The organism is Streptomyces ortus (assembly GCF_026341275.1).
GTDB classification, from domain to species: Bacteria; Actinomycetota; Actinomycetes; order Streptomycetales; family Streptomycetaceae; genus Streptomyces; species Streptomyces ortus.
Genome location: NZ_JAIFZO010000002.1, coordinates 2,667,141 through 2,684,931, shown reverse-complemented (window position 1 = coordinate 2,684,931; position 17,791 = coordinate 2,667,141). Strand labels below are relative to the sequence as shown.

Below are 17,791 nucleotides of genomic sequence, written 5' to 3'. Positions count from 1 at the left end.
TAGATCTCCCCTTGCGCGGATCCGTCGATATGTAACGGTGACCGTGCGGACGGATGGCGTACACCATTACTTCTGACACTGTTTTGTCATGGCACAGCAAGCGACGCCGGTTCGCACGGCACGGCTGGGGCGGGCGTTCGGTACGGAGCCGACGGCGGTGAGTGGCGTGGTGCTGCTGCTGCCGGGCGGCGAGGAGACCTCGTCCCGCAGACCTTCACCGATGCTGGCGGCCGCGTCCGTCAGGGCGTTGGGCCGCCGACTCACCCGGGCGGGGCGCACGGAGGGGCTGGCGGTGCACGTGGTGCACTACCGGTTCCGCGGCTGGAACGGGAGCGAGGCGCAGCCGGCGCAGGACGCCACGTGGGCCGCGGACGAGATCGTACGGCGGTACGGGGACGTGTCCGTCTGCCTGGCCGGGGTGGGCATGGGCGGGCGGGCCGCCCTGCACGCCGGGGGCCATTCCGCCGTCAACTCCGTGCTGGCGCTGTCCCCCTGGCTGCCCGAGGAGGATGTGGCCGCGCCGCCCGAACCGGTGAAGCAGCTCGCGGGGCGGCGGGTGCTGATCGTGCACGGCACCAACGACCAGCGGACCGACCCCGAGTTGTCGTTCCGGTTGGCGGCGCGGGCCAAGAAGGCGAACCGGGACATCTGCCGGTTCGAGGTGCACTCGGACCGGCACGCGCTGCACGCGTTCCGGGACGAAGTGCACGCGCTCGCCGAGGACTTCGTGATGGGGTCGCTGTTCGGGCGGGCGTTCTCGCGGCCCGTGGAGGACGCGCTGGCGGCCCCGCCGCCGCTGGGGCTGCGGATGCCGCTCGCGTCCGGCTTCGGACAGTCGCTCCGGCGCCGGTGAGGCCGTCAGGGGTGCCGGCCGTCGGCGACGCGCCCCTGCCCGACCTGGAAGGTGCCGCTTCCCGACCTGGAAGGTGACGTTGCGCGCCCCGGTGTCGGGCCGCCCCGGATCGTGACGGCGTCGACGTCGCCCTGCCCGGGTCGGATGCCTGCCGGGGTCGGACGCCCGCCCGAGTCGGATGCCTAACCGGATCGGACGCCTGCGGGGGCCGGGTGTCCGGGGGCGGTTCGTCAGTCCGGGAGCAGGTTGCCCCTTCTGGACAGCAGGAACTTCTTGAAGGCCGCCACCGGAGGGGTGTCCGGGTGGCCGTCCAGCCAGGCGACGCCGATCTCCCGGGCCGCCCGGGGGGCCGTGACCGTCAGTTCCACGACTCCTGGGCGGGGCACGGCCGGCGGGGGCAGCAGGGCCACTCCCAGGCCGGCCGCCACCAGGCCGCGCAGGGTCTCGGCCTCCTCGCCCTCGAAGGCGATCCGGGGGCGGAAGCCCGCCTGCCGGCAGAGGTCGTCGGTGATGCGGCGCAGGCCGTAGCCCGGTTCCAGGGTCACGAAGGTCTCGTCGGCGGCCTCCGCGAGGCGGATGCGGCGCCGGGAGGCCAGCCGGTGGTCGGCCGGGACCACCAGGCGGAGCTTCTGTTCGTCCAGGCGGCGGCCGACCAGATCGGGGGCGTCCGGGACGGGCGACGTGAGGCAGAGGTCGAGTTCGCCGGAGCGCAGGCGCTCGATCATCGCCTCGCCGTAGTTCTGGACGAGGCTGAAACGGACGCGGGGGTGGTCGACGCGGAAGGCCCGGATCAGCGCCGGGACCGTCTCGGAACCCATGGTGTGCAGGAAGCCGAAGGCGACCTTGCCGGTGGTGGGGTCGGCGTCGGCCCGTACCTCGTCGGCGGCCCGCTCGATCTCGGCGAGCGCCCGTTCCACGGAGCCGAGGAACGTGCGGCCGGCCGGGGTGAGCGAGACCGTGCGGCCCCGGCGGGCGAAGAGGTCCACGCCCAGGTCCTGTTCGAGGCGGACCATCGCCCGGGACAGCGTCGACTGCGGGACCTGCATCTCCTGCGCGGCCCGCGTCACATGCTCGGTACGGGCGACTCCGGCGAAGTACGCCAGGCGTGGGGCGAGCAACCGCGACATGCCCGCGCTGTCTTCTGTGTCACCGGACGGTGACAGGCGCCCCTCTGACCTCTGCTGATGCATCACGGGAACGATTATGGCCAATCCATGCATTGGACGGATGACGGGGAGGACTTTAGGTTCGAAGCATGCCTTCCGCCAGTACCGGGGCGTCCACCCACGTGGTCGCCTCTTCCTCCGCCGCCACTCCCACCGAAACCGCCGTCCCCGCCGAAGCGGTCTCCGTCGACACCCGGCTGACCCCGGGCGGGCCCGGCTACCGCCGGATGAGCTTCGCCCTCTTCCTCGCCGGGGTCGCGACCTTCGCGCTCCTCTACTCCACGCAGGCCCTCCTCCCCCTGATCTCCCGCGACTTCGGGGCCACGGCGAGCAGCGCGAGCTGGACGGTGTCGGCGGCGACCGGCGCACTGGCCCTGTTCGTCCTGCCGCTGAGCGCGCTCTCCGAGCGGTTCGGCCGGCGTACGTTGATGACGGCGTCGCTCGCGGTCGCGGTGACCGTCGGGCTGCTCGTGCCCTTCGCCCCCTCGGTCGGCTGGCTGATCGCGCTGCGGGCCGTGCAGGGCGCGGCCCTGGCCGGACTGCCGGCCTCGGCGACGGCGTACCTCGCGGAGGAGGTGCGGCCGAAGGCACTGATCACCGCCATCGGCCTGTTCGTCGCGGGCAACAGCGTCGGTGGGATGAGCGGCCGGATCATCACCGGCTGGGTCGCGCAGGAGTGGGGCTGGCGGGTCGCCGTCGCGGTGATCGGCGTGATCGCGGTGGGCTGCGCGGTGGCCTTCCGGCTGCTGCTTCCGGCGCCCCGGCACTTCAAGGCCGGTTCGCCGCGCCCCGCGGCGCTGGTCAGCATGGTCCGTGACCACCTCGCGAACCCGCTGCTGCGCAGGCTGTACGCGATCGGCGCGCTGTTCATGACGGTGTTCGGCGCCGTCTACACGGTGATCGGCTACCGGCTCACCGACGCCCCGTTCTCCCTTCCGCAGGGCCTCATCGGCTCGATCTTCCTGGTCTACCTGGTCGGTACGGTCTCGGCGTCGACCGCCGGGAAGCTGGTGGGCCGGCTCGGCAGGCGCGGCGCGCTGTATCTGGCGGGCGCCACGACGACGGCCGGTCTGCTGGTGTCGCTGGCCGACTCGCTGGCGTTCGTGCTGCTCGGTCTTGTGCTGATCACGGCCGGGTTCTTCGCCGGCCACGCGGTGGCGTCCTCCGCCGTCAGCCACACGGCGAAGGAGGGCCGCGCGCAGGCCTCGGCGCTGTACCAGTCCGCGTACTACCTGGGCTCCAGCGCGGGCGGCACGCTCGGCGCGGTCGCCTACCACTCCGGCGGCTGGGCCGGGACGGTCGCGCTCGGCCTGCTGGCGGTGGCCGGGGTCGTGGGGATCACGGTGCTCGGGTCGCACGCGGCCCGGACGCGGCAGCGGCTGGTGGCGGTGGGGCACTGACAGCCCCGGGACCCGCGGGGATCGCCCGGGGGCAATCGGCGTACAGGTGGGTAGGTCAGGACAGTAACTGTCCTGACCTGCGCCTTTTCCGTCTCGGAGGGCCATTGTCAGTGGGCTGCGGTAGCTTCCGGAGTGCTGGTACCGCAATGGGGCGGTGCTCGCGCGGCGGACAAGGCCACAGGGGTGGGTTGGCTATGAGCGACGGTACGGCGACGGTGGAAGACCTCGATGTCCGGCTGGAGAAGCACCGGGTCGAGCTGACGGGGTACTGCTACCGGATGCTCGGCTCGTCCTTCGAGGCCGAGGACGCGGTCCAGGACACGCTGGTGCGCGCCTGGCGCAGTTACGACAAGTTCGAGGGCCGCTCCTCGATGCGCTCGTGGCTGTACCGGATCGCGACGAACGTCTGCCTGGACATGCTGACCGCCGGCAACAAACGGGCCCGGCCCATGGACCTGACGGACTCGACGCCCCTCGCGCAGGCCGCTCTGACGCCGCGCGCGGACAACACCTGGCTGGAGCCGATGCCGGACGCGCGCGTGCTGCCGACGGTCGCCGACCCGGCCGAGGCGGCCGTCGCCAAGGAGTCGGTGCGCCTCGCCTTCATGGCCGCCCTGCAGCAACTGCCGCCCAAGCAGCGGGCGGTGCTCATCCTGCGGGAGGTGCTGGCGTGGAAGGCGAGCGAGGTGGCCGAGCTGCTCGGCACCACGGTCGCCTCCGTGAACAGCGCGCTGCAGCGGGCGCGGGCGACGCTTTCGGAGAGCGGCGGCGGGAGTGCGGCGGCGCGGGCCGCCACCTCCGATCCGCTCGACGAGGAGCAGCAGAAGCTGCTCGACCGCTATGTGGCCGCCTTCGAGGGGTACGACATGGCGGCGCTGACGGCCCTCCTGCACGAGGACGCCGTGATGACGATGCCGCCGTTCGACCTGTGGCTGACCGGGCCCGCGGACATCACGGGCTTCATGACGACGCTCGGCGCGGCCTGCGCGGACTCCCATCTGGTGCCGGTCGCGGTGAACGGCCTGCCGGGCTTCGCCCAGTACAAGCCGGAGCCCGGGACGGGTGGGTACACGGCGTGGGCCGTGCAGGTCCTGGAGATCTCAGAGGGGCGGATCACCGGGTTCCACTGCTTCCTCGACACGCAGCGGTGGTTCCCGCTGTTCGGGCTGCCCCTCCAGCTCGAAGGGCAGGGCGACGAGGGCGAGGAGCGCGCGTAGGGCGGGGTCCGGGGCGCGGAGTCTGAGGCGGCCTCCGGCGCGGCGGGCCGTGAGCTGCATCCTCGCGAGGGCGTCGACGGTCGTCAGGCCCGGGGGGCCGAGATCCTTGACGTCGAGGACGACGACGTGGGCCGCGGGGTGCTGCAGCCGGGTGCGCACGGCTTCGCAGAGCCTCGGCACGTCGTCCTTGGTGACGGGGCCGGGCAGTACGAGTACGGCGGGTGTCTTGGCGTCCACGTGCGGTAGACCGGGGTGGGGTGCGGAACTCATCGCTGAGCTTCGGCTTGGTGCCGCGCTCACGGGTTGACCTGCGGGCGGCTGGGGGGGGTTGTGGGCCGCGGCCCACCTAGGGGCGCGGGGAACTGCGCGGACGGGGGCGAGGGGGCGGAGCCCCCATGCGGTGCGTGTGGGCTGTGCGGACTGTGCGGGCCGTGCCGGCTGTGCGGAACGTGCGGGCTGTGCGGGCTGTGCGGTGGAGGGCTCTCTCGGCTCTAGGGTTGGGTGTATGGCCCATGAATCATCGCCCGTACCGCCTCGGATACCCGAGCTCCGCCGCCCCCCGGGCCCGCCGGAGGTGCCGTGCAGGGGGTGCTGAACGGGTTCGCCGTCATCGCCGTCGTCATCGGGGTCGGGTATCTGATCGGGCGGCGGGGGTACCTCGGGGACAACGGGCGGGAGGTGCTGACCAAGCTCGCCTTCCACGTCGCCACGCCCGCGCTGCTGTTCACGACCCTCGCGCGGGCCGATCTGTCGGTGATCCTGTCGAGCCGGCTGCTCGTGACGGCGGTCAGCACGTTCGCGGTGGCCGGGGTCTTCGTCGCGGTCGGTGCCGCGCGCCGGTGGGGTGTGGGGCGTACGACGATCGGCGCGCTCTGCTCCAGTTACGTCAACGCCGGCAACCTCGGTATCCCGATCGCGGTGTACGTCCTCGGGGACGCCTCGCTCGTGGCGCCGGTCCTGCTCTTCCAGCAGATCGTGATGACGCCGGTCGCCCTGACGGTGCTGGACCTGTCGGGTGCGGGCGAGAAGCAGTCGCTCCTGCGGCGGGTGACCGTCCCCGTGCGCAATCCCATCGCGATCGGATCGCTGTCCGGGGTGGCGGTGTCCGCGACCGGGCTCACCGTCCCCGGCCCCGTCATGGACCCGCTCACTCTGATCGGGAACATGTCCGTGCCGGCCGTGCTCCTCGCCTTCGGCATCTCCCTGTGCGGCAGCACGATGCCGGGCCGGGGCCCGGACCGGGCGCCCGTGCTGCTCTCGGTCGCCCTGAAGTCGGTGGGTCAGCCGCTGGCCGCGTGGGCGCTGGCGGCGGGGGTCTTCGGCCTGCGGGGCGAGCCCCTGCTCGACGTGGTGGTCACCTCGGCCCTGCCTGCCGCGCAGAACCTCTTCACGTACGCCTCCCGCTACCGGACCGGCGAGGTACTGGCCCGCGAGTCGATCCTGCTGTCGACGATGCTGGCGGTACCGGTACTGGTGGTGATCGCGGCGCTGCTGGGATGATCCGGGACGCCGAGAGGGGCCGGCGGCGATCCGCCGACCCCTCTCGCCCGTACGGGAGGACCGCAGGTCAGGCGATGCGTTCCAGGACCACCGGGGTCGCCGTGAACTCCGTGCCCGGGGCCGCCACATCGTACGAGCCCGCCACTGCCTCCAGCGCGTACTCGAAGCGTTCGGGGGTGTCCGTGTGGAGGGTGAGGAGCGGCTGGCCCTCGGTCACCGTGTCGCCCGGCTTGGCGTGGAGTTCGATGCCTGCGGCGGCCTGCACCGGGTCCTCCTTGCGGGCGCGGCCCGCGCCCAGGCGCCAGGCGGCGACGCCGATGTCGTACGCGTCGAGGCGGGTCAGGACGCCGGAGGCGCCCGCCTTCACCACGTGCTGCTCGCGGGACGTGGGGAGCGGGGCGTCCGGGTCGCCGCCCTGGGCCGCGATCATGCGGCGCCACGCGTCCATCGCCGAGCCGTCGGCCAGCGCCTTCGCCGGGTCGGCGTCCTTGACGCCCGCCGCGTCCAGCATCTCGCGGGCCAGCGCGAGGGTGAGTTCCACGACGTCGGCCGGGCCGCCGCCCGCCAGGACCTCGACGGACTCGCGGACCTCCAGGGCGTTGCCGGCGGTCAGGCCGAGCGGGGTGGACATGTCGGTGAGGAGCGCAACCGTCCGTACCCCGTGGTCCGTGCCGAGGCCGACCATCGTGGAGGCCAGCTCGCGGGCGTCCTCGATGGTCTTCATGAAGGCGCCGCTGCCGGCCTTCACGTCCAGGACGAGCGAGCCCGTGCCCTCCGCGATCTTCTTCGACATGATCGAGGAGGCGATCAGCGGGATCGCCTCGACCGTGCCGGTCACGTCCCGCAGCGCGTAGAGCTTCTTGTCCGCCGGGGCCAGGCCGTCGCCCGCCGCGCAGATCACCGCGCCGACCGAGTCCAGTACGGAGAGCATCTCCTCGTTCGAGAGCGCGGCGCGCCAGCCCGGGATCGACTCCAGCTTGTCGAGGGTGCCGCCGGTGTGGCCGAGGCCCCGGCCGGACAGCTGCGGGACGGCCGCGCCGCAGGCCGCCACGAGGGGCGCCAACGGGAGCGTGATCTTGTCGCCGACGCCGCCGGTCGAGTGCTTGTCGGCGGTCGGGCGGGACAGGGACGAGAAGTCCATGCGCTCGCCGGACGCGATCATCGCGGCGGTCCAGGTGGAGATCTCCCGGCGGTTCATGCCGTTGAGCAGGATCGCCATGTTGAGGGCGGCCATCTGGTAGTCGGCGACCTCACCGCGCGTGTAGGCGTCGATGACCCACTCGATCTGCTTGTCAGTGAACTCGCCGCGGTCCCGCTTGGTGCGGATGACGGAGATGGCGTCCATCGACATCGTCGTGGCTTCCCTTCGAACGAAAAGTGCGGCGGCCCCTCCCGGTGTCCCGAGGGACACGGGGTGGGGCCGCCCGTGCATTACCTGGTGAGGTGCTCCGGGCCGAAGGCCTGCGGCAGCATCTCGGAGAGCGGGAGGAGGCCGTCCGGGGTCTCCAAGACGAGATCGGGGCCGCCGAACTCGTACAGGAGCTGGCGGCAGCGGCCGCACGGGACGAGGATCTCGCCGTGGCCGTCCACGCACGTGAAGTGCGTGAGCCGGCCTCCCCCGGTGTTCTGGAGCTGCGAGACCAGCCCGCATTCGGCGCACAGGCCGAGTCCGTACGAGGCGTTCTCCACGTTGCATCCGGAGACCACCCGGCCGTCGTCGACCAGGGCCGCGACCCCGACCGGGTAGCCCGAGTAGGGGGCGTACGCGCGGGACATCGCCTCGCGCGCCACCTCCCGCAGCGCCTTCCAGTCGACGTCCGTGAGAGGCGCGGTGTCGTTCTGTGTCACTTGCCCTGCCCTCGCCGGTAGGGCATACCGTCCGCCTTCGGCATCCGCAGGCGCTGCGCGGAGAGCGCGAGGACCAGCAGCGTGACGACGTACGGGGTCGCGGTGACGACCTGGTTCGGGACCTCGTTGGTGGTGGTGTACCAGAGGAAGACCAGGACGCCGATGAGCGTGGTGACGGCCGCGTGGACGTAGCGCTTCTTCCAGACGAACCAGGCCGCGCCGATGATCAGGAGCAGGGCCAGCAGGAGGAGCAGCGCGTGGACGTTGGTGCCGCCGCCGCGGAGCTTGAGGCTGTCGGTGTAGCCGAACAGGCCCGCGCCCAGCGCGAGTCCGCCCGGCATCCAGTTGCCGAAGATCATCGCGGCGAGACCGATGTAGCCGCGCCCGCCGGTCTGGCCCTCCAGGTAGATGTTGGAGGCGACCAGGGAGAGGAAGGCGCCGCCGAGGCCGGCGAAGCCGCCGGAGATGACGACGGCCAGGTACTTGTACTTGTAGACGTTGACGCCGAGGGATTCGGCGGCCACCGGGTTCTCGCCGCAGGAGCGCAGGCGCAGCCCGAAGGAGGTGCGCCACAGCACCCACCAGGTGACCGGGACGAGCAGGACGGCGACCACGGTGAGCGGCGACAGGTCGGTGAAGAGTCCGCCGACGAGACCGGCGAGGTCGGAGACCAGGAACCAGTGTTTGCCGTTCAGGGTCTGCAGCCAGTCCGAGAGCCCCGGGATGTCGAAGGTGCCGAGCGAGTCGACGGGCGGCGACTGCTTCGACGTACCGCCCTCCTCGCCCTCGAAGGCGAAGGTCGACAGGTAGCGGGTGGCGCCGAGGGCCAGGATGTTGATGGCCACACCGGAGACGATGTGGTTGACGTTGAAGGTGACGGTGACGATCGCGTGCAGCAGACCGCCGAGGGCGCCGCCGATGATGCCGAAGGCGACACCGGTCCACGGGCCCCACTGGAAGCCGGCCCAGGCACCGAACCAGGTGCCGAGGATCATCATGCCTTCGAGGCCGATGTTGACGACGCCCGCGCGCTCGGCCCACAGTCCGCCGAGTCCCGCGAGGCCGATCGGTACGGCCAGGCGCAGGGCGGTGGACATCTGGCCGGTGGAGGTGATGCCGTTCGCGTCGGTGACGAGGCGGACGGCGGAGACGAGGACCAGCAGGCCCGCGATGAGCAGGAGCAGGACCGGGAGCGAGATACGGCGGCGGCCCCGGGCGGGCTTGGGCGCCTGCGCCTTGGCGACGGTCGAGGTGCTCATCGGGCAGCCACCTCCTTCTTGGAGTTGTCGTTGGCGGCGGCAGCGGCGGCCAGTTCGGCGCCGACGCGGCGCTGCTGGCGGCGCAGACCCCAGACGCGTACGGCCTCGTAGGAGACGACGACCGCGATCACGATGAGACCCTGCATGATCACCGCGATCTCCTTGTCGTACGCCACCGGGGTCGCGTAGTCGAGGGCGGGCGAGGCCTTGTCGAGGAAGGCGACCAGCAGGGCGGCGAAGGCGATGCCGACCGGGTTGTTGCGGCCGAGCAGCGCGATGGTGATGCCGGTGAAGCCGAGGCCCGTCGGGAAGGACAGGCTGTAGGTGTGGGCGTCGCCGAGGAGGATCGGCAGGCCCGCGAGGCCCGCCACGCCGCCGGAGATCAGCATCGCGGTGAGGACCATGCGCTTGGCGTCCACGCCGGAGGCTGCTGCCGCGGTCTCGGAGGCGCCGGTGGCGCGCAGGTCGAAGCCGAAGCGGGTGCGGTTGAGGACCAGCCAGTACAGGACACCGGCGAGGACGGCGATCAGGGTGAAGCCGTAGATCTCGCCCGCGTCACCCATGTCGAAGCCGGGGAACCAGCCGGACTCCTTCATCACGCCGGTGGTCTGGTTGTTGCCGAGCGGCTGGCCCCAGACCTCGGTGAGGGTGAGGTAGCCGATGAGGCTGGTGGCGATGGCGTTGAGCATGATCGTCGCGACGACCTCGCTCACTCCGCGGGTCACCTTGAGGACGCCCGCGATACCGGCCCAGAAGGCGCCGGTGAGCACGGCGATCAGCATCAGGAACGGAATCTGCAGGGCGGCGGGCAGTGAGACGTGCGCGCCGACGACCGCGGTCATCATGGCGGCGAGGCGGTACTGGCCGTCGACGCCGATGTTGAAGAGGTTCATCCGGAAGCCGACGGCGACCGCGAGGGCGGCGAGGTAGTAGACGCCGGCCTGGTTGATGATCAGGACCTGGACGTCGGCGAAACCGGCCTGCTCGAACATCAGGGTGTACGGCTCGATCGGGCTCTTGCCCGAGGCGAGCAGCACGAACGAGGTCAGCACCACGGCCGCCACGAGCGCGATGACCGGACCGGCCACCGCGAGGAGCACGCGCTCCTTGTCGAACTTCTTCATCGGGCCTCGTCCTCCGGGGCTGCCTCTGCGGCTTCCGCCGCCTGGCTTGTCTGCTCTTCGTGCGCCACGTGCTCCAGGTGGCCGGAGGCGGCGCCCGTCATGGCCGAGCCCAGCTCCTCCGGCGTGACGGCCGCCGGGTCGGCGTCCGCGACGAGCCGGCCGTCGTAGATCACCCGGAGGGTGTCCGAGAGGCCGATCAGCTCGTCCAGGTCGGCGGAGATCAGCAGCACCGCCAGGCCCTCGCGGCGGGCCTCGCGGATCTGGTCCCAGATCGCGGCCTGCGCGCCGACGTCCACGCCGCGGGTGGGGTGGGCGGCGATCAGGAAGCGCGGCTTGTGGCTCATCTCGCGGCCGACGATCAGCTTCTGCTGGTTGCCGCCGGACAGGGAGGCCGCCGTGACGTCGATGCCGGGGGTCCGGACGTCGTACTCCTCGACGATGCGGCGGGTGTCGGCCTGGGCGCCCTTTATGTCGAGCCACACACCCCGTGTGCCGCGCGTGTTGGGCTTCTCGGTGACGTGGCCCAGGATGCGGTTCTCCCACAGCGGGGCTTCGAGGAGCAGGCCGTGGCGGTGGCGGTCCTCGGGGATGTAGCCGACGCCCTGTTCGCGGCGCTTGCGCGTGGGCCAGGAGGTGATCTCCTCGCCGAGGAAGCGCACGGTGCCCGAGTCGGCGTTCTTGAGGCCGATCAGGGCGTCGACCAGTTCGGTCTGGCCGTTGCCCTCGACGCCGGCGATGCCCATGACCTCACCGGCGTGGATGGTGAAGGTGACGTCGTCCAGGACGCGCTTGGCGTCGCCGCCGGCCGCGCCCGCGAGGGACCCGGCGGCCGGCGTGTCGCCGACGGTGCCGGTCTCACCGAGCGAGGCGCCGCCCGCGGCGTACACGGTGAGGCCCTCGACCTGGATGACGGGCTTGTCGGTGACCGTCGACTCGGCGGTCTCGGGGGTGGGCAGCTCGCTGCCGACCATCATCTCGGCGAGCTGCCGGGAGGTGGTCTCGGCGGGGACGGCCGTGCCGACGGTCGTGCCGCGGCGGATGACGGTGATCTCGTCGGCGACGGACAGGACCTCGCCCAGCTTGTGGGAGATGAAGATAACGGACAGGCCCTCCGCCTTGAGCTCGCGGAGGTTGTCGAACAGCGCGTCGACCTCCTGCGGCACGAGGACGGCGGTGGGCTCGTCGAGGATCAGGATGCGGGCGCCGCGGTAGAGGACCTTGAGGATCTCCACGCGCTGGCGGTCGGCGACGCCGAGGTCCTCGACGAGGGCGTCCGGGCGGACCCCGAGGCCGTAGCGCTCGGAGATCTCCCTGATCTTGTCGCGGGCGGCGCCGCCGATGCCGTACAGCTTCTCGCTGCCGAGGACGACGTTCTCCAGGACGGTGAGGTAGTCGGCCAGCATGAAGTGCTGGTGGACCATGCCGATGCCGCGCGCGATGGCGTCGGCGGGGCTGGCGAAGACGGCCTGCTCGCCGTCGACCGCGATGGTGCCCTCGTCCGGCTTCTGCATGCCGTAGAGGATCTTCATCAGGGTGGACTTGCCGGCCCCGTTCTCACCGACGAGGGCGTGCACGGTGCCCTTGCGGACGGAGAGGTGGATGTCGTGGTTGGCGACGACACCGGGGAAGCGCTTGGTGATCCCCGCCAGTTCGACCGAGACGGGCGACTGCGACTTCGAGAGTGACTGTGCGGCGAGCGGGGGGCTGCTGGACGCGTCGATGGCGTACTCCTTGGAAAAGGGGCCATCTACGCGCGTAGCGCCCCTGCTTCGACTACTACTGCGGAGTTCGGATGTTCCGGGCACATCCAGGCATATCCATGCCTCCCGGACAGACCCGGGTCATCCGCCGCGCGAACGGGGCGCGGGAAGGCCATCCTTCCCACACCCCGTTTTCGCGACCGTAACGCTGCCATTACAGCGCCCGATTGACCATGGTTACTACGAGCGGTCGTTAGGAGGTCTTGACCTTGATGGTGCCGTCGTTGATGCCCTCGGAGGCCTTCTTCAGGGCCGCCTGCAGCTTGGCGTTGTCCTTGAAGTCGGGGTTCGAGTCCGCGAGGCCCACACCGCCGGTCTTCAGGGAGGCGCGCACGACACCCGTCTCGGGCTTGCCGTCCTGGACCGACTTGGCGAGGTTGTAGACCGCGCCCGCGACGTCCTTGGTGGCCGAGGTGAGGATGTACTGCTTGTACGCCTTGAGGGCGTCCTGGCTGTACTGGTCGGAGTCGACGCCGATCGCCCACACCTTGGCGGCGGAGGCCGCCTCGATGACACCCTGACCGGAGAGGCCCGCGGCGTGGTAGACCACGTCGGCGCCGTCCTCGATCTGGCCCTCGGCGGCGGTCTTGCCCTTGTCGGGGCTGGCGAAGCCGCCGTCCTCGGCCTTCTCGGTGAGGAACTGCGAGACGACCTTGACCTTCGGGTTCGTGTCCGCGACGCCCTGCTTGTAGCCCGCCTCGAACTTGTGGATCAGCGGGATGTCCACGCCGCCGACGAAGCCGACGGTCTTGGACTTGGTGGTGAGGGCCGCGGTGACGCCCGCGAGGTACGAGGACTGCTCCTCGTGGAAGACCATGTCGGCGACGTTCTTCTTGTCGATCGTCTCGTCGTCGACAATGCCGAACGTGGTCTTCGGGAACTTCTCGGCGACCTCGGCGACGGCCGGCGCGTAGGCGTAGCCCACGCCGACGACCGGGTTGTAGCCGGCCTTGGCCAGCGTCTGGAGGCGCTGCACCTTGTCGGCGTCCGACTCGCCGTCGGTGGGCTCGACGGCCTTGGAGCCGTACTTGAACTCCGCGGCGGCCTTCTCCATTCCGGCGGTCGCGGCGTCGTTGAAGGACTGGTCGCCCTTGCCGCCGACGTCGTACGCGAGGGCGATGCCCTTGCTCTTGCCGTCGCCGCTGTCAGCGGCGTCGTTGGACGTGCCGCCGCAAGCAGCGAGGGCGGCGGTGAGGGTAGCGGTCGCAACGCCCGCGACAGCGATTCGGGACACCCGGCGCATGGAACGTGACTCCTTTGTGCAAGCGCCCATACCAGGCGCTGGTTCCGCCGCAGCGTAACGCGCGTAGACCAGACGGAAAACCCCTTCTGTCCGGTCCGTTATCGAGCTGTGGCCACAGATGCCGTACAGACTACGGAACGTCGAACGCCCCTTGCGGGAGGCAAGGGGCGTACGACCTGCGAAGCGTGTCTCTGAGGGAGGGGTGAAGGGCGCGGCCCCGCCCCCTCAGGGGCGCGGGGAACCGCGCGGCGGGCGGGGCGTCAGTCCGTCTTGACCGTCACCGTGCCGCTGACGATGTCCTCCTTGGCCTTCTCCACCGCCTCGACGACATCCGTCATCTCCTTGTACTTCGGGTTCGAGTCGGCGAAGCCCACCCCGCCCGACTTCAGGTCGCCCCGGTGCTCACCGGACAACGGCTTCCCGTCCACGACGGACTTCGTGACCTCGTACACCGCCCCGCCGACATCCTTGAGCGCGGACCCCAGGATCCATTCCTTGGACGCGGCGAGCGCCTTCTGCTTGTACTGGTCCGAGTCCACCCCGATCGCCCAGACCTTCTGCGCCGCGGCCTCCTGGATGACGCCCTGGCCGGAAAGACCGGCCGCGTGGTAGATCACGTCGGCGCCGGCCTCGACCTGCCCGCTGGCGGCCTCCTTGCCCATGCTCGGGTTGGAGAACCCGCCGTCCTCGGGCTTCTCGGTGAGGTACCGCTTCTCGATCTCGATCTTCGGGTCGACCGACTTGACCCCCTGGACGAAGCCGTCCTCAAACTTGTGGATGAGCGGGATGTCCACCCCGCCGATGAAGCCGACGTGGTCCTTCTTGGTGGCCTTGGCCGCGGCGACACCGGCCAGGTAGGAGGCCTGCTCCTCGGCGAACACCATGTCGGCGACGTTCTTCGCCTGCACCTGGGCGTCGTCGATGACGGCGAAGGTCACCTTCGGGTACTTGGCGGCGACCTCCTTGACCGCCGGGGCGTAGATGTAGCCGACGCCGACGATGGGGTTGTAGCCCGCCTTCGCCATCTGGGTCAGGCGCTGCACCTTGTCGGCGTCCGACTCGCCGTCGCTCGGCTCGATGTCGTTCCCGCCGATCTTGAACTCCTTGCGGGCCTTCTCGTAGCCGGCGTAGGCGGCGTCGTTGAAGGACTGGTCTCCCCGGCCGCCGATGTCGTAGGCGAGTCCGATGCCCTTGCCCTTGTAGCCGGACCCGGAGCCGGACTCGGTGTCGCCACCCGACGACTCATTGCTGGTGTCGCCGCAGCCGGCCGCGGCCACCACGACGACCGCGACGGCGACAGCGGCTTGAGAAAGCCTGGTTCTCCGAGAAATCCGACGCATGCGAGAGCACCCCTTACATTCCCCAACGGCGCCGTTGCCGACGCTGACTGCGGCGCACAGTAACGCGCGTAGAAGGGGAGGGGAACGGGGTTCCTCACTGCCGTTATCGATTCGTGCCGACGGCCGGTTACGAACGTCCGCCGCCGGTTACGTGCGAGTGACACAAGGGGACGAAGGGGTGCCGAACGGGGCACCCCTCCGTCCGTGTGTCACGCGCCGTGCAGCAGGGCGGCGGCCGTGAACAGCTCGACGCCCACCGTGATCGCGGACTCGTCCGCGTCGAAGTCCCCCTGGTGCAGGTCCCGTACGGTCCGCTCGCCGGGCGTGCGCACGCCGAGCCGGGCCATCGCGCCGGGCACGTGCTCCAGGTACCAGGAGAAGTCCTCCCCGCCCAGGCTCTGCTCGGTGTCCTCCACGGAGTTCGCCCCGAGCCGGGCGGTCATCGCCGCGCGCAGCAGATCGGTGGTGCCCGGTTCGTTGACGACCGGCGGCACCCCGCGTACGTAGCTGATCTCGGACTTCGCCCGGTGCAGCGTGGCGACCTCGTCGATCGCGGCGTGCACCAGGTCGGGGGCGGCGTGCCAGGCCGCGAGATCCAGGCAGCGTACGGTCCCGGAGAGTTCGGCGTGCTGCGGGATCACGTTGCAGGCGTGCCCCGACTCGATACGGCCCCAGGTCAGGGAGAGTCCGGAGCGGGCGTCGACCCGCCGGGCCACGACGGCCGGCACGTCGACGGCGACCCGGGCGGCGGCGGTGACGAGGTCGGTGGTCAGGTGCGGCCGTGCGGTGTGCCCGCCGGGCCCGTCCAGCGCGACCTCGACCCGGTCGCAGGCGGAGGTGATGGGCCCGTACCGCAGGCCGATGCGCCCGGCGTCGACGCGCGGGTCGCAGTGGACGGCGACGATGCGTCCGACGCCGTCGAGGCCGCCGCCCTTGATGACCTCGGGGGCTCCGCCGGGCAGCACCTCCTCGGCGGGCTGGAAGATCAGGCGTACGGCCCGGTCGAGCAGGCCCCGCTCGTGCAGGTCCGCGAGGACGAGGGCGGCGCCCAGGACGACGGTCGTGTGCACGTCGTGTCCGCAGGCGTGGGCGCGGTCGGGCACGGTCGAGCGGTAGGCGCACCCGGTCTTCATGTCCGGGATGGGCAGGCCGTCGATGTCGGCGCGCAGGGCGAGCATCGGGAGCGCGGGATCCGGTACGCCGATGTCACAGACGAGCCCGGTTCCGGTGTCCAGCACGCGGGGGCGCAGACCGGCCCGCTCCAGCCGCTCCTTGATCGCGGCGGTGGTGCGGAACTCGTGATTGCCCAGCTCCGGGTGCATGTGCAAGTCGCGTCGGAACGCGACGAGTTCGGCGCGCAGCGCCTCGGACAGCACACCGGGGAGCGGTCCCTCGCCGGGCGGCGGCACCTCGGACGATGTTTCCCCGGTCGAATCGGCCTCGGACTCTTGCGACATCAGTTGGTTCACCCTCTGAAGGGTAGGGCGACGCGACGACCAACTGCCCTGCGATCAACAAAACTTCAACTCGTTCGGGACAGGAAATCCAGCCGCGTGGCGCATACAGTTTGATTGGCCTGGGTAGACTCGCCCGGCTTTTTGGACCGACGGCTCCCACGCCTGCCCAGGCGGATCCGGATCCGGCCTTCCTGGTGGGAAAACCTCCGGGCGGCGACGCCCATTCCCGGGTCCCCGGAAACAGGCTCTCTACGCATACCACGCATACGGACACCCGATCGGTTCCGTTCAGCTGCCGGACACGCTCCGGGCGCCGGGTCGGGCCCGGACCTCAGACGGCCGTGATCGCCGACAGGCGGTGGACGTCGCGTGCCGTGTCCGTGACGCCCGAGAGGAAGCCCTGGGCGCGGGGGGAGGCGTTCTCGGTGAGCCAGGCCGGGTCGATGTCGAAGACGGCGACCTTGACGTCCGTGCCGGCCAGCGCGAGCGGCAGGGTGTGGACCACCGTGGAGGGGAAGCTGAGGATCGTGCGGCCGATGGGGCCCCGGCGGGCGATCAGCTCCAGGGGGAGGTCCGGGCGGACGATCTCCAGGCCGGTCTCGACGGCCAGCCGGTGCAGCTTCTCGGGGCTCTCCCTGCGGTGGGCGAAGTAGCGGGTGGCCCCGTAGGTGCCGGCCAGCCCCTTGACCGCTTCGAGGTAGCGGTCGGGGTCGACGACCCCGGTCTCCACCAGGGACGTGCCGACCAGGTCGGCGCCCTTGGTGATGCGGGGCGGGCCGAAGCGGGCCCGGGTCCACGCGAAGTCGTTGGCCGAGATGTCGACGCCCTCGGGCGTCTCGTCGATCGGCATGGAGGAGAAGATCTCCACGCGGCGTCCGGCGCCGGGGGTGAGCCGTCGGCGGGCCCGGGCCGAGACCGGTGCGAAGACCAGGTCCCGGGCCCCGGGGCGCCCGCCGCGCCGGTGCCAGCGCACCAGCCGTTCACCGCGGGCCAGCTGGGAGACGAACTCCATGGTCGCGGTCCCGTCGTCCACGACGACGAGGTCGCGGGCGCGGGTGATGGTCAGCAGCAGCTGCACGTACCGCGAGAAGGGGTCGCCCATCACGATGCGCCGTGCGCGCCGCAGCAGCGGCGCGAGTCCGCCGACCGTGTGGAAGGGCGCGGTCGTGCCGCCCCTCGCCTCCTCCCACCGCACGTCGTACCCCTCGTCCCTGGCCAGCTCGGCCATGCGTCTGAGCTGGCCGCGGGTCATCGGGTCGGTGGGCGACAGGACGACGAGCGTGAGGCCGCTGCCGGCCTCCCCCGGCCTGGCGTCACCGGTCCTGCCGGGCCTGCCCGACCCGCCGGGCTTGCCCGACCGCCCGAACCTGCCGGTTCCGCCGGGCCGGCCGGCTCCCAGTTCCGGGCCCGGGGGCCCGCAGGTCTCGCCGGTGCTCCTGAGGGCCGCGGCCTTCAGGGCGTGCGCGTGCGCCCACTCCAGGACGTTCAGGAGCTGCACCGGACTTTCCACGAAAGCCAGCGTGGCGGGTGACTGGGGGCCGGTGGACCCGGCGCGGGGACTCATCGACGTACGACCGTCGCTTCCCTGGAATCGGAAGGGGTGGGAATGACGAAGGGGGGAGCG

Annotated in this window: 15 protein-coding genes; 4 read left to right on the top strand and 11 right to left on the bottom strand. The window is 71.2% G+C overall.

Going from position 1 to position 17,791, the window contains the following annotated elements; genetic code table 11:
- Window positions 1-88 precede the first annotated feature (88 nt).
- Window positions 89-853 (top strand): alpha/beta hydrolase family protein, encoded by a 765-nt coding sequence (locus K3769_RS15085; RefSeq protein ID WP_267026943.1) that lies wholly within the window; start codon window positions 89-91, stop codon window positions 851-853.
- A gap of 230 nt (window positions 854-1,083) precedes the next feature.
- On the opposite strand, the gene K3769_RS15080 is transcribed toward K3769_RS15085, so the two are convergent.
- Window positions 1,084-2,046: a LysR family transcriptional regulator gene (locus K3769_RS15080; protein WP_267026942.1), complete on the bottom strand. Its 963-nt coding sequence runs from the start codon at window positions 2,044-2,046 to the stop codon at window positions 1,084-1,086.
- Window positions 2,047-2,108: 62 nt separating this feature from the next.
- Here K3769_RS15080 and K3769_RS15075 point away from each other — a divergent pair, with 62 nt between their 5' ends.
- Both K3769_RS15075 and K3769_RS15070 read left to right on the top strand, forming a co-directional pair.
- Window positions 2,109-3,419, top strand: coding sequence for an MFS transporter (locus K3769_RS15075; RefSeq protein ID WP_267026941.1), 1,311 nt, complete (start codon window positions 2,109-2,111; stop codon window positions 3,417-3,419).
- A gap of 194 nt (window positions 3,420-3,613) precedes the next feature.
- Window positions 3,614-4,636: a sigma-70 family RNA polymerase sigma factor gene (locus tag K3769_RS15070; protein WP_267026940.1), complete on the top strand. Its 1,023-nt coding sequence runs from the start codon at window positions 3,614-3,616 to the stop codon at window positions 4,634-4,636.
- Here K3769_RS15070 and K3769_RS15065 read toward each other — a convergent pair.
- Entirely contained in the window at window positions 4,520-4,906 is a 387-nt protein-coding gene (locus tag K3769_RS15065; protein ID WP_267026939.1) for an STAS domain-containing protein, read from the bottom strand. The genes K3769_RS15070 and K3769_RS15065 overlap by 117 nt on opposite strands.
- A gap of 309 nt (window positions 4,907-5,215) precedes the next feature.
- On the opposite strand from K3769_RS15065, the gene K3769_RS15060 reads away from it, so the two are divergent.
- Window positions 5,216-6,136 carry an AEC family transporter gene (locus K3769_RS15060; RefSeq protein ID WP_267026938.1) on the top strand — a complete coding sequence of 307 codons (921 nt, stop codon included), beginning with the start codon at window positions 5,216-5,218 and terminating at the stop codon, window positions 6,134-6,136.
- A gap of 67 nt (window positions 6,137-6,203) precedes the next feature.
- On the opposite strand, the gene K3769_RS15055 is transcribed toward K3769_RS15060, so the two are convergent.
- From K3769_RS15055 to K3769_RS15015, 9 genes are all read right to left on the bottom strand, one after another.
- The gene (locus K3769_RS15055) at window positions 6,204-7,481 is read right to left on the bottom strand and encodes a thymidine phosphorylase (RefSeq protein ID WP_267031386.1); all 1,278 of its coding nucleotides are present in this window, start codon (window positions 7,479-7,481) and stop codon (window positions 6,204-6,206) included.
- 86 nt (window positions 7,482-7,567) lie between these two features.
- The gene (locus K3769_RS15050; RefSeq protein ID WP_267026937.1) at window positions 7,568-7,984 is read right to left on the bottom strand and encodes a cytidine deaminase; all 417 of its coding nucleotides are present in this window, start codon (window positions 7,982-7,984) and stop codon (window positions 7,568-7,570) included.
- A complete protein-coding gene (locus tag K3769_RS15045; protein ID WP_267026936.1) occupies window positions 7,981-9,243 on the bottom strand; it encodes an ABC transporter permease in 1,263 nt (420 codons plus the stop codon). Before K3769_RS15045 ends, K3769_RS15050 begins: the two co-directional genes overlap by 4 nt.
- A complete protein-coding gene (locus K3769_RS15040; protein ID WP_267026935.1) occupies window positions 9,240-10,367 on the bottom strand; it encodes an ABC transporter permease in 1,128 nt (375 codons plus the stop codon). Before K3769_RS15040 ends, K3769_RS15045 begins: the two co-directional genes overlap by 4 nt.
- Window positions 10,364-12,088: an ABC transporter ATP-binding protein gene (locus K3769_RS15035; RefSeq protein WP_372515148.1), complete on the bottom strand. Its 1,725-nt coding sequence runs from the start codon at window positions 12,086-12,088 to the stop codon at window positions 10,364-10,366. Before K3769_RS15035 ends, K3769_RS15040 begins: the two co-directional genes overlap by 4 nt.
- Window positions 12,089-12,320: 232 nt before the next feature.
- On the bottom strand, window positions 12,321-13,370 hold the full coding sequence (locus K3769_RS15030) for a BMP family lipoprotein (RefSeq protein WP_267026934.1): 1,050 nt from the start codon (window positions 13,368-13,370) through the stop codon (window positions 12,321-12,323).
- Window positions 13,371-13,630: 260 nt separating this feature from the next.
- Window positions 13,631-14,710: a BMP family lipoprotein gene (locus K3769_RS15025; protein WP_267026933.1), complete on the bottom strand. Its 1,080-nt coding sequence runs from the start codon at window positions 14,708-14,710 to the stop codon at window positions 13,631-13,633.
- Between the two features lie 209 nt (window positions 14,711-14,919).
- On the bottom strand, window positions 14,920-16,167 hold the full coding sequence (locus K3769_RS15020; protein WP_267026932.1) for an amidohydrolase: 1,248 nt from the start codon (window positions 16,165-16,167) through the stop codon (window positions 14,920-14,922).
- Window positions 16,168-16,498: 331 nt separating this feature from the next.
- Window positions 16,499-17,731, bottom strand: a complete 1,233-nt coding sequence (locus K3769_RS15015) for a hypothetical protein (RefSeq protein WP_267026931.1) — start codon at window positions 17,729-17,731, stop codon at window positions 16,499-16,501.
- Window positions 17,732-17,791: the final 60 nt, after the last annotated feature.

Coding starts and splice junctions, on each gene's coding strand:
- K3769_RS15085 (WP_267026943.1), top strand. CDS start 89: ATGGCACAGCAAGCGACGCCGGTTCGCACGGCACGGCTGGGGCGGGCG.
- K3769_RS15075 (WP_267026941.1), top strand. CDS start 2,109: ATGCCTTCCGCCAGTACCGGGGCGTCCACCCACGTGGTCGCCTCTTCC.
- K3769_RS15070 (WP_267026940.1), top strand. CDS start 3,614: ATGAGCGACGGTACGGCGACGGTGGAAGACCTCGATGTCCGGCTGGAG.
- K3769_RS15065 (WP_267026939.1), bottom strand. CDS start 4,906: ATGAGTTCCGCACCCCACCCCGGTCTACCGCACGTGGACGCCAAGACA.
- K3769_RS15055 (WP_267031386.1), bottom strand. CDS start 7,481: ATGGACGCCATCTCCGTCATCCGCACCAAGCGGGACCGCGGCGAGTTC.
- K3769_RS15045 (WP_267026936.1), bottom strand. CDS start 9,243: ATGAGCACCTCGACCGTCGCCAAGGCGCAGGCGCCCAAGCCCGCCCGG.
- K3769_RS15040 (WP_267026935.1), bottom strand. CDS start 10,367: ATGAAGAAGTTCGACAAGGAGCGCGTGCTCCTCGCGGTGGCCGGTCCG.
- K3769_RS15030 (WP_267026934.1), bottom strand. CDS start 13,370: ATGCGCCGGGTGTCCCGAATCGCTGTCGCGGGCGTTGCGACCGCTACC.
- K3769_RS15025 (WP_267026933.1), bottom strand. CDS start 14,710: ATGCGTCGGATTTCTCGGAGAACCAGGCTTTCTCAAGCCGCTGTCGCC.
- K3769_RS15020 (WP_267026932.1), bottom strand. CDS start 16,167: ATGTCGCAAGAGTCCGAGGCCGATTCGACCGGGGAAACATCGTCCGAG.
- K3769_RS15015 (WP_267026931.1), bottom strand. CDS start 17,731: ATGAGTCCCCGCGCCGGGTCCACCGGCCCCCAGTCACCCGCCACGCTG.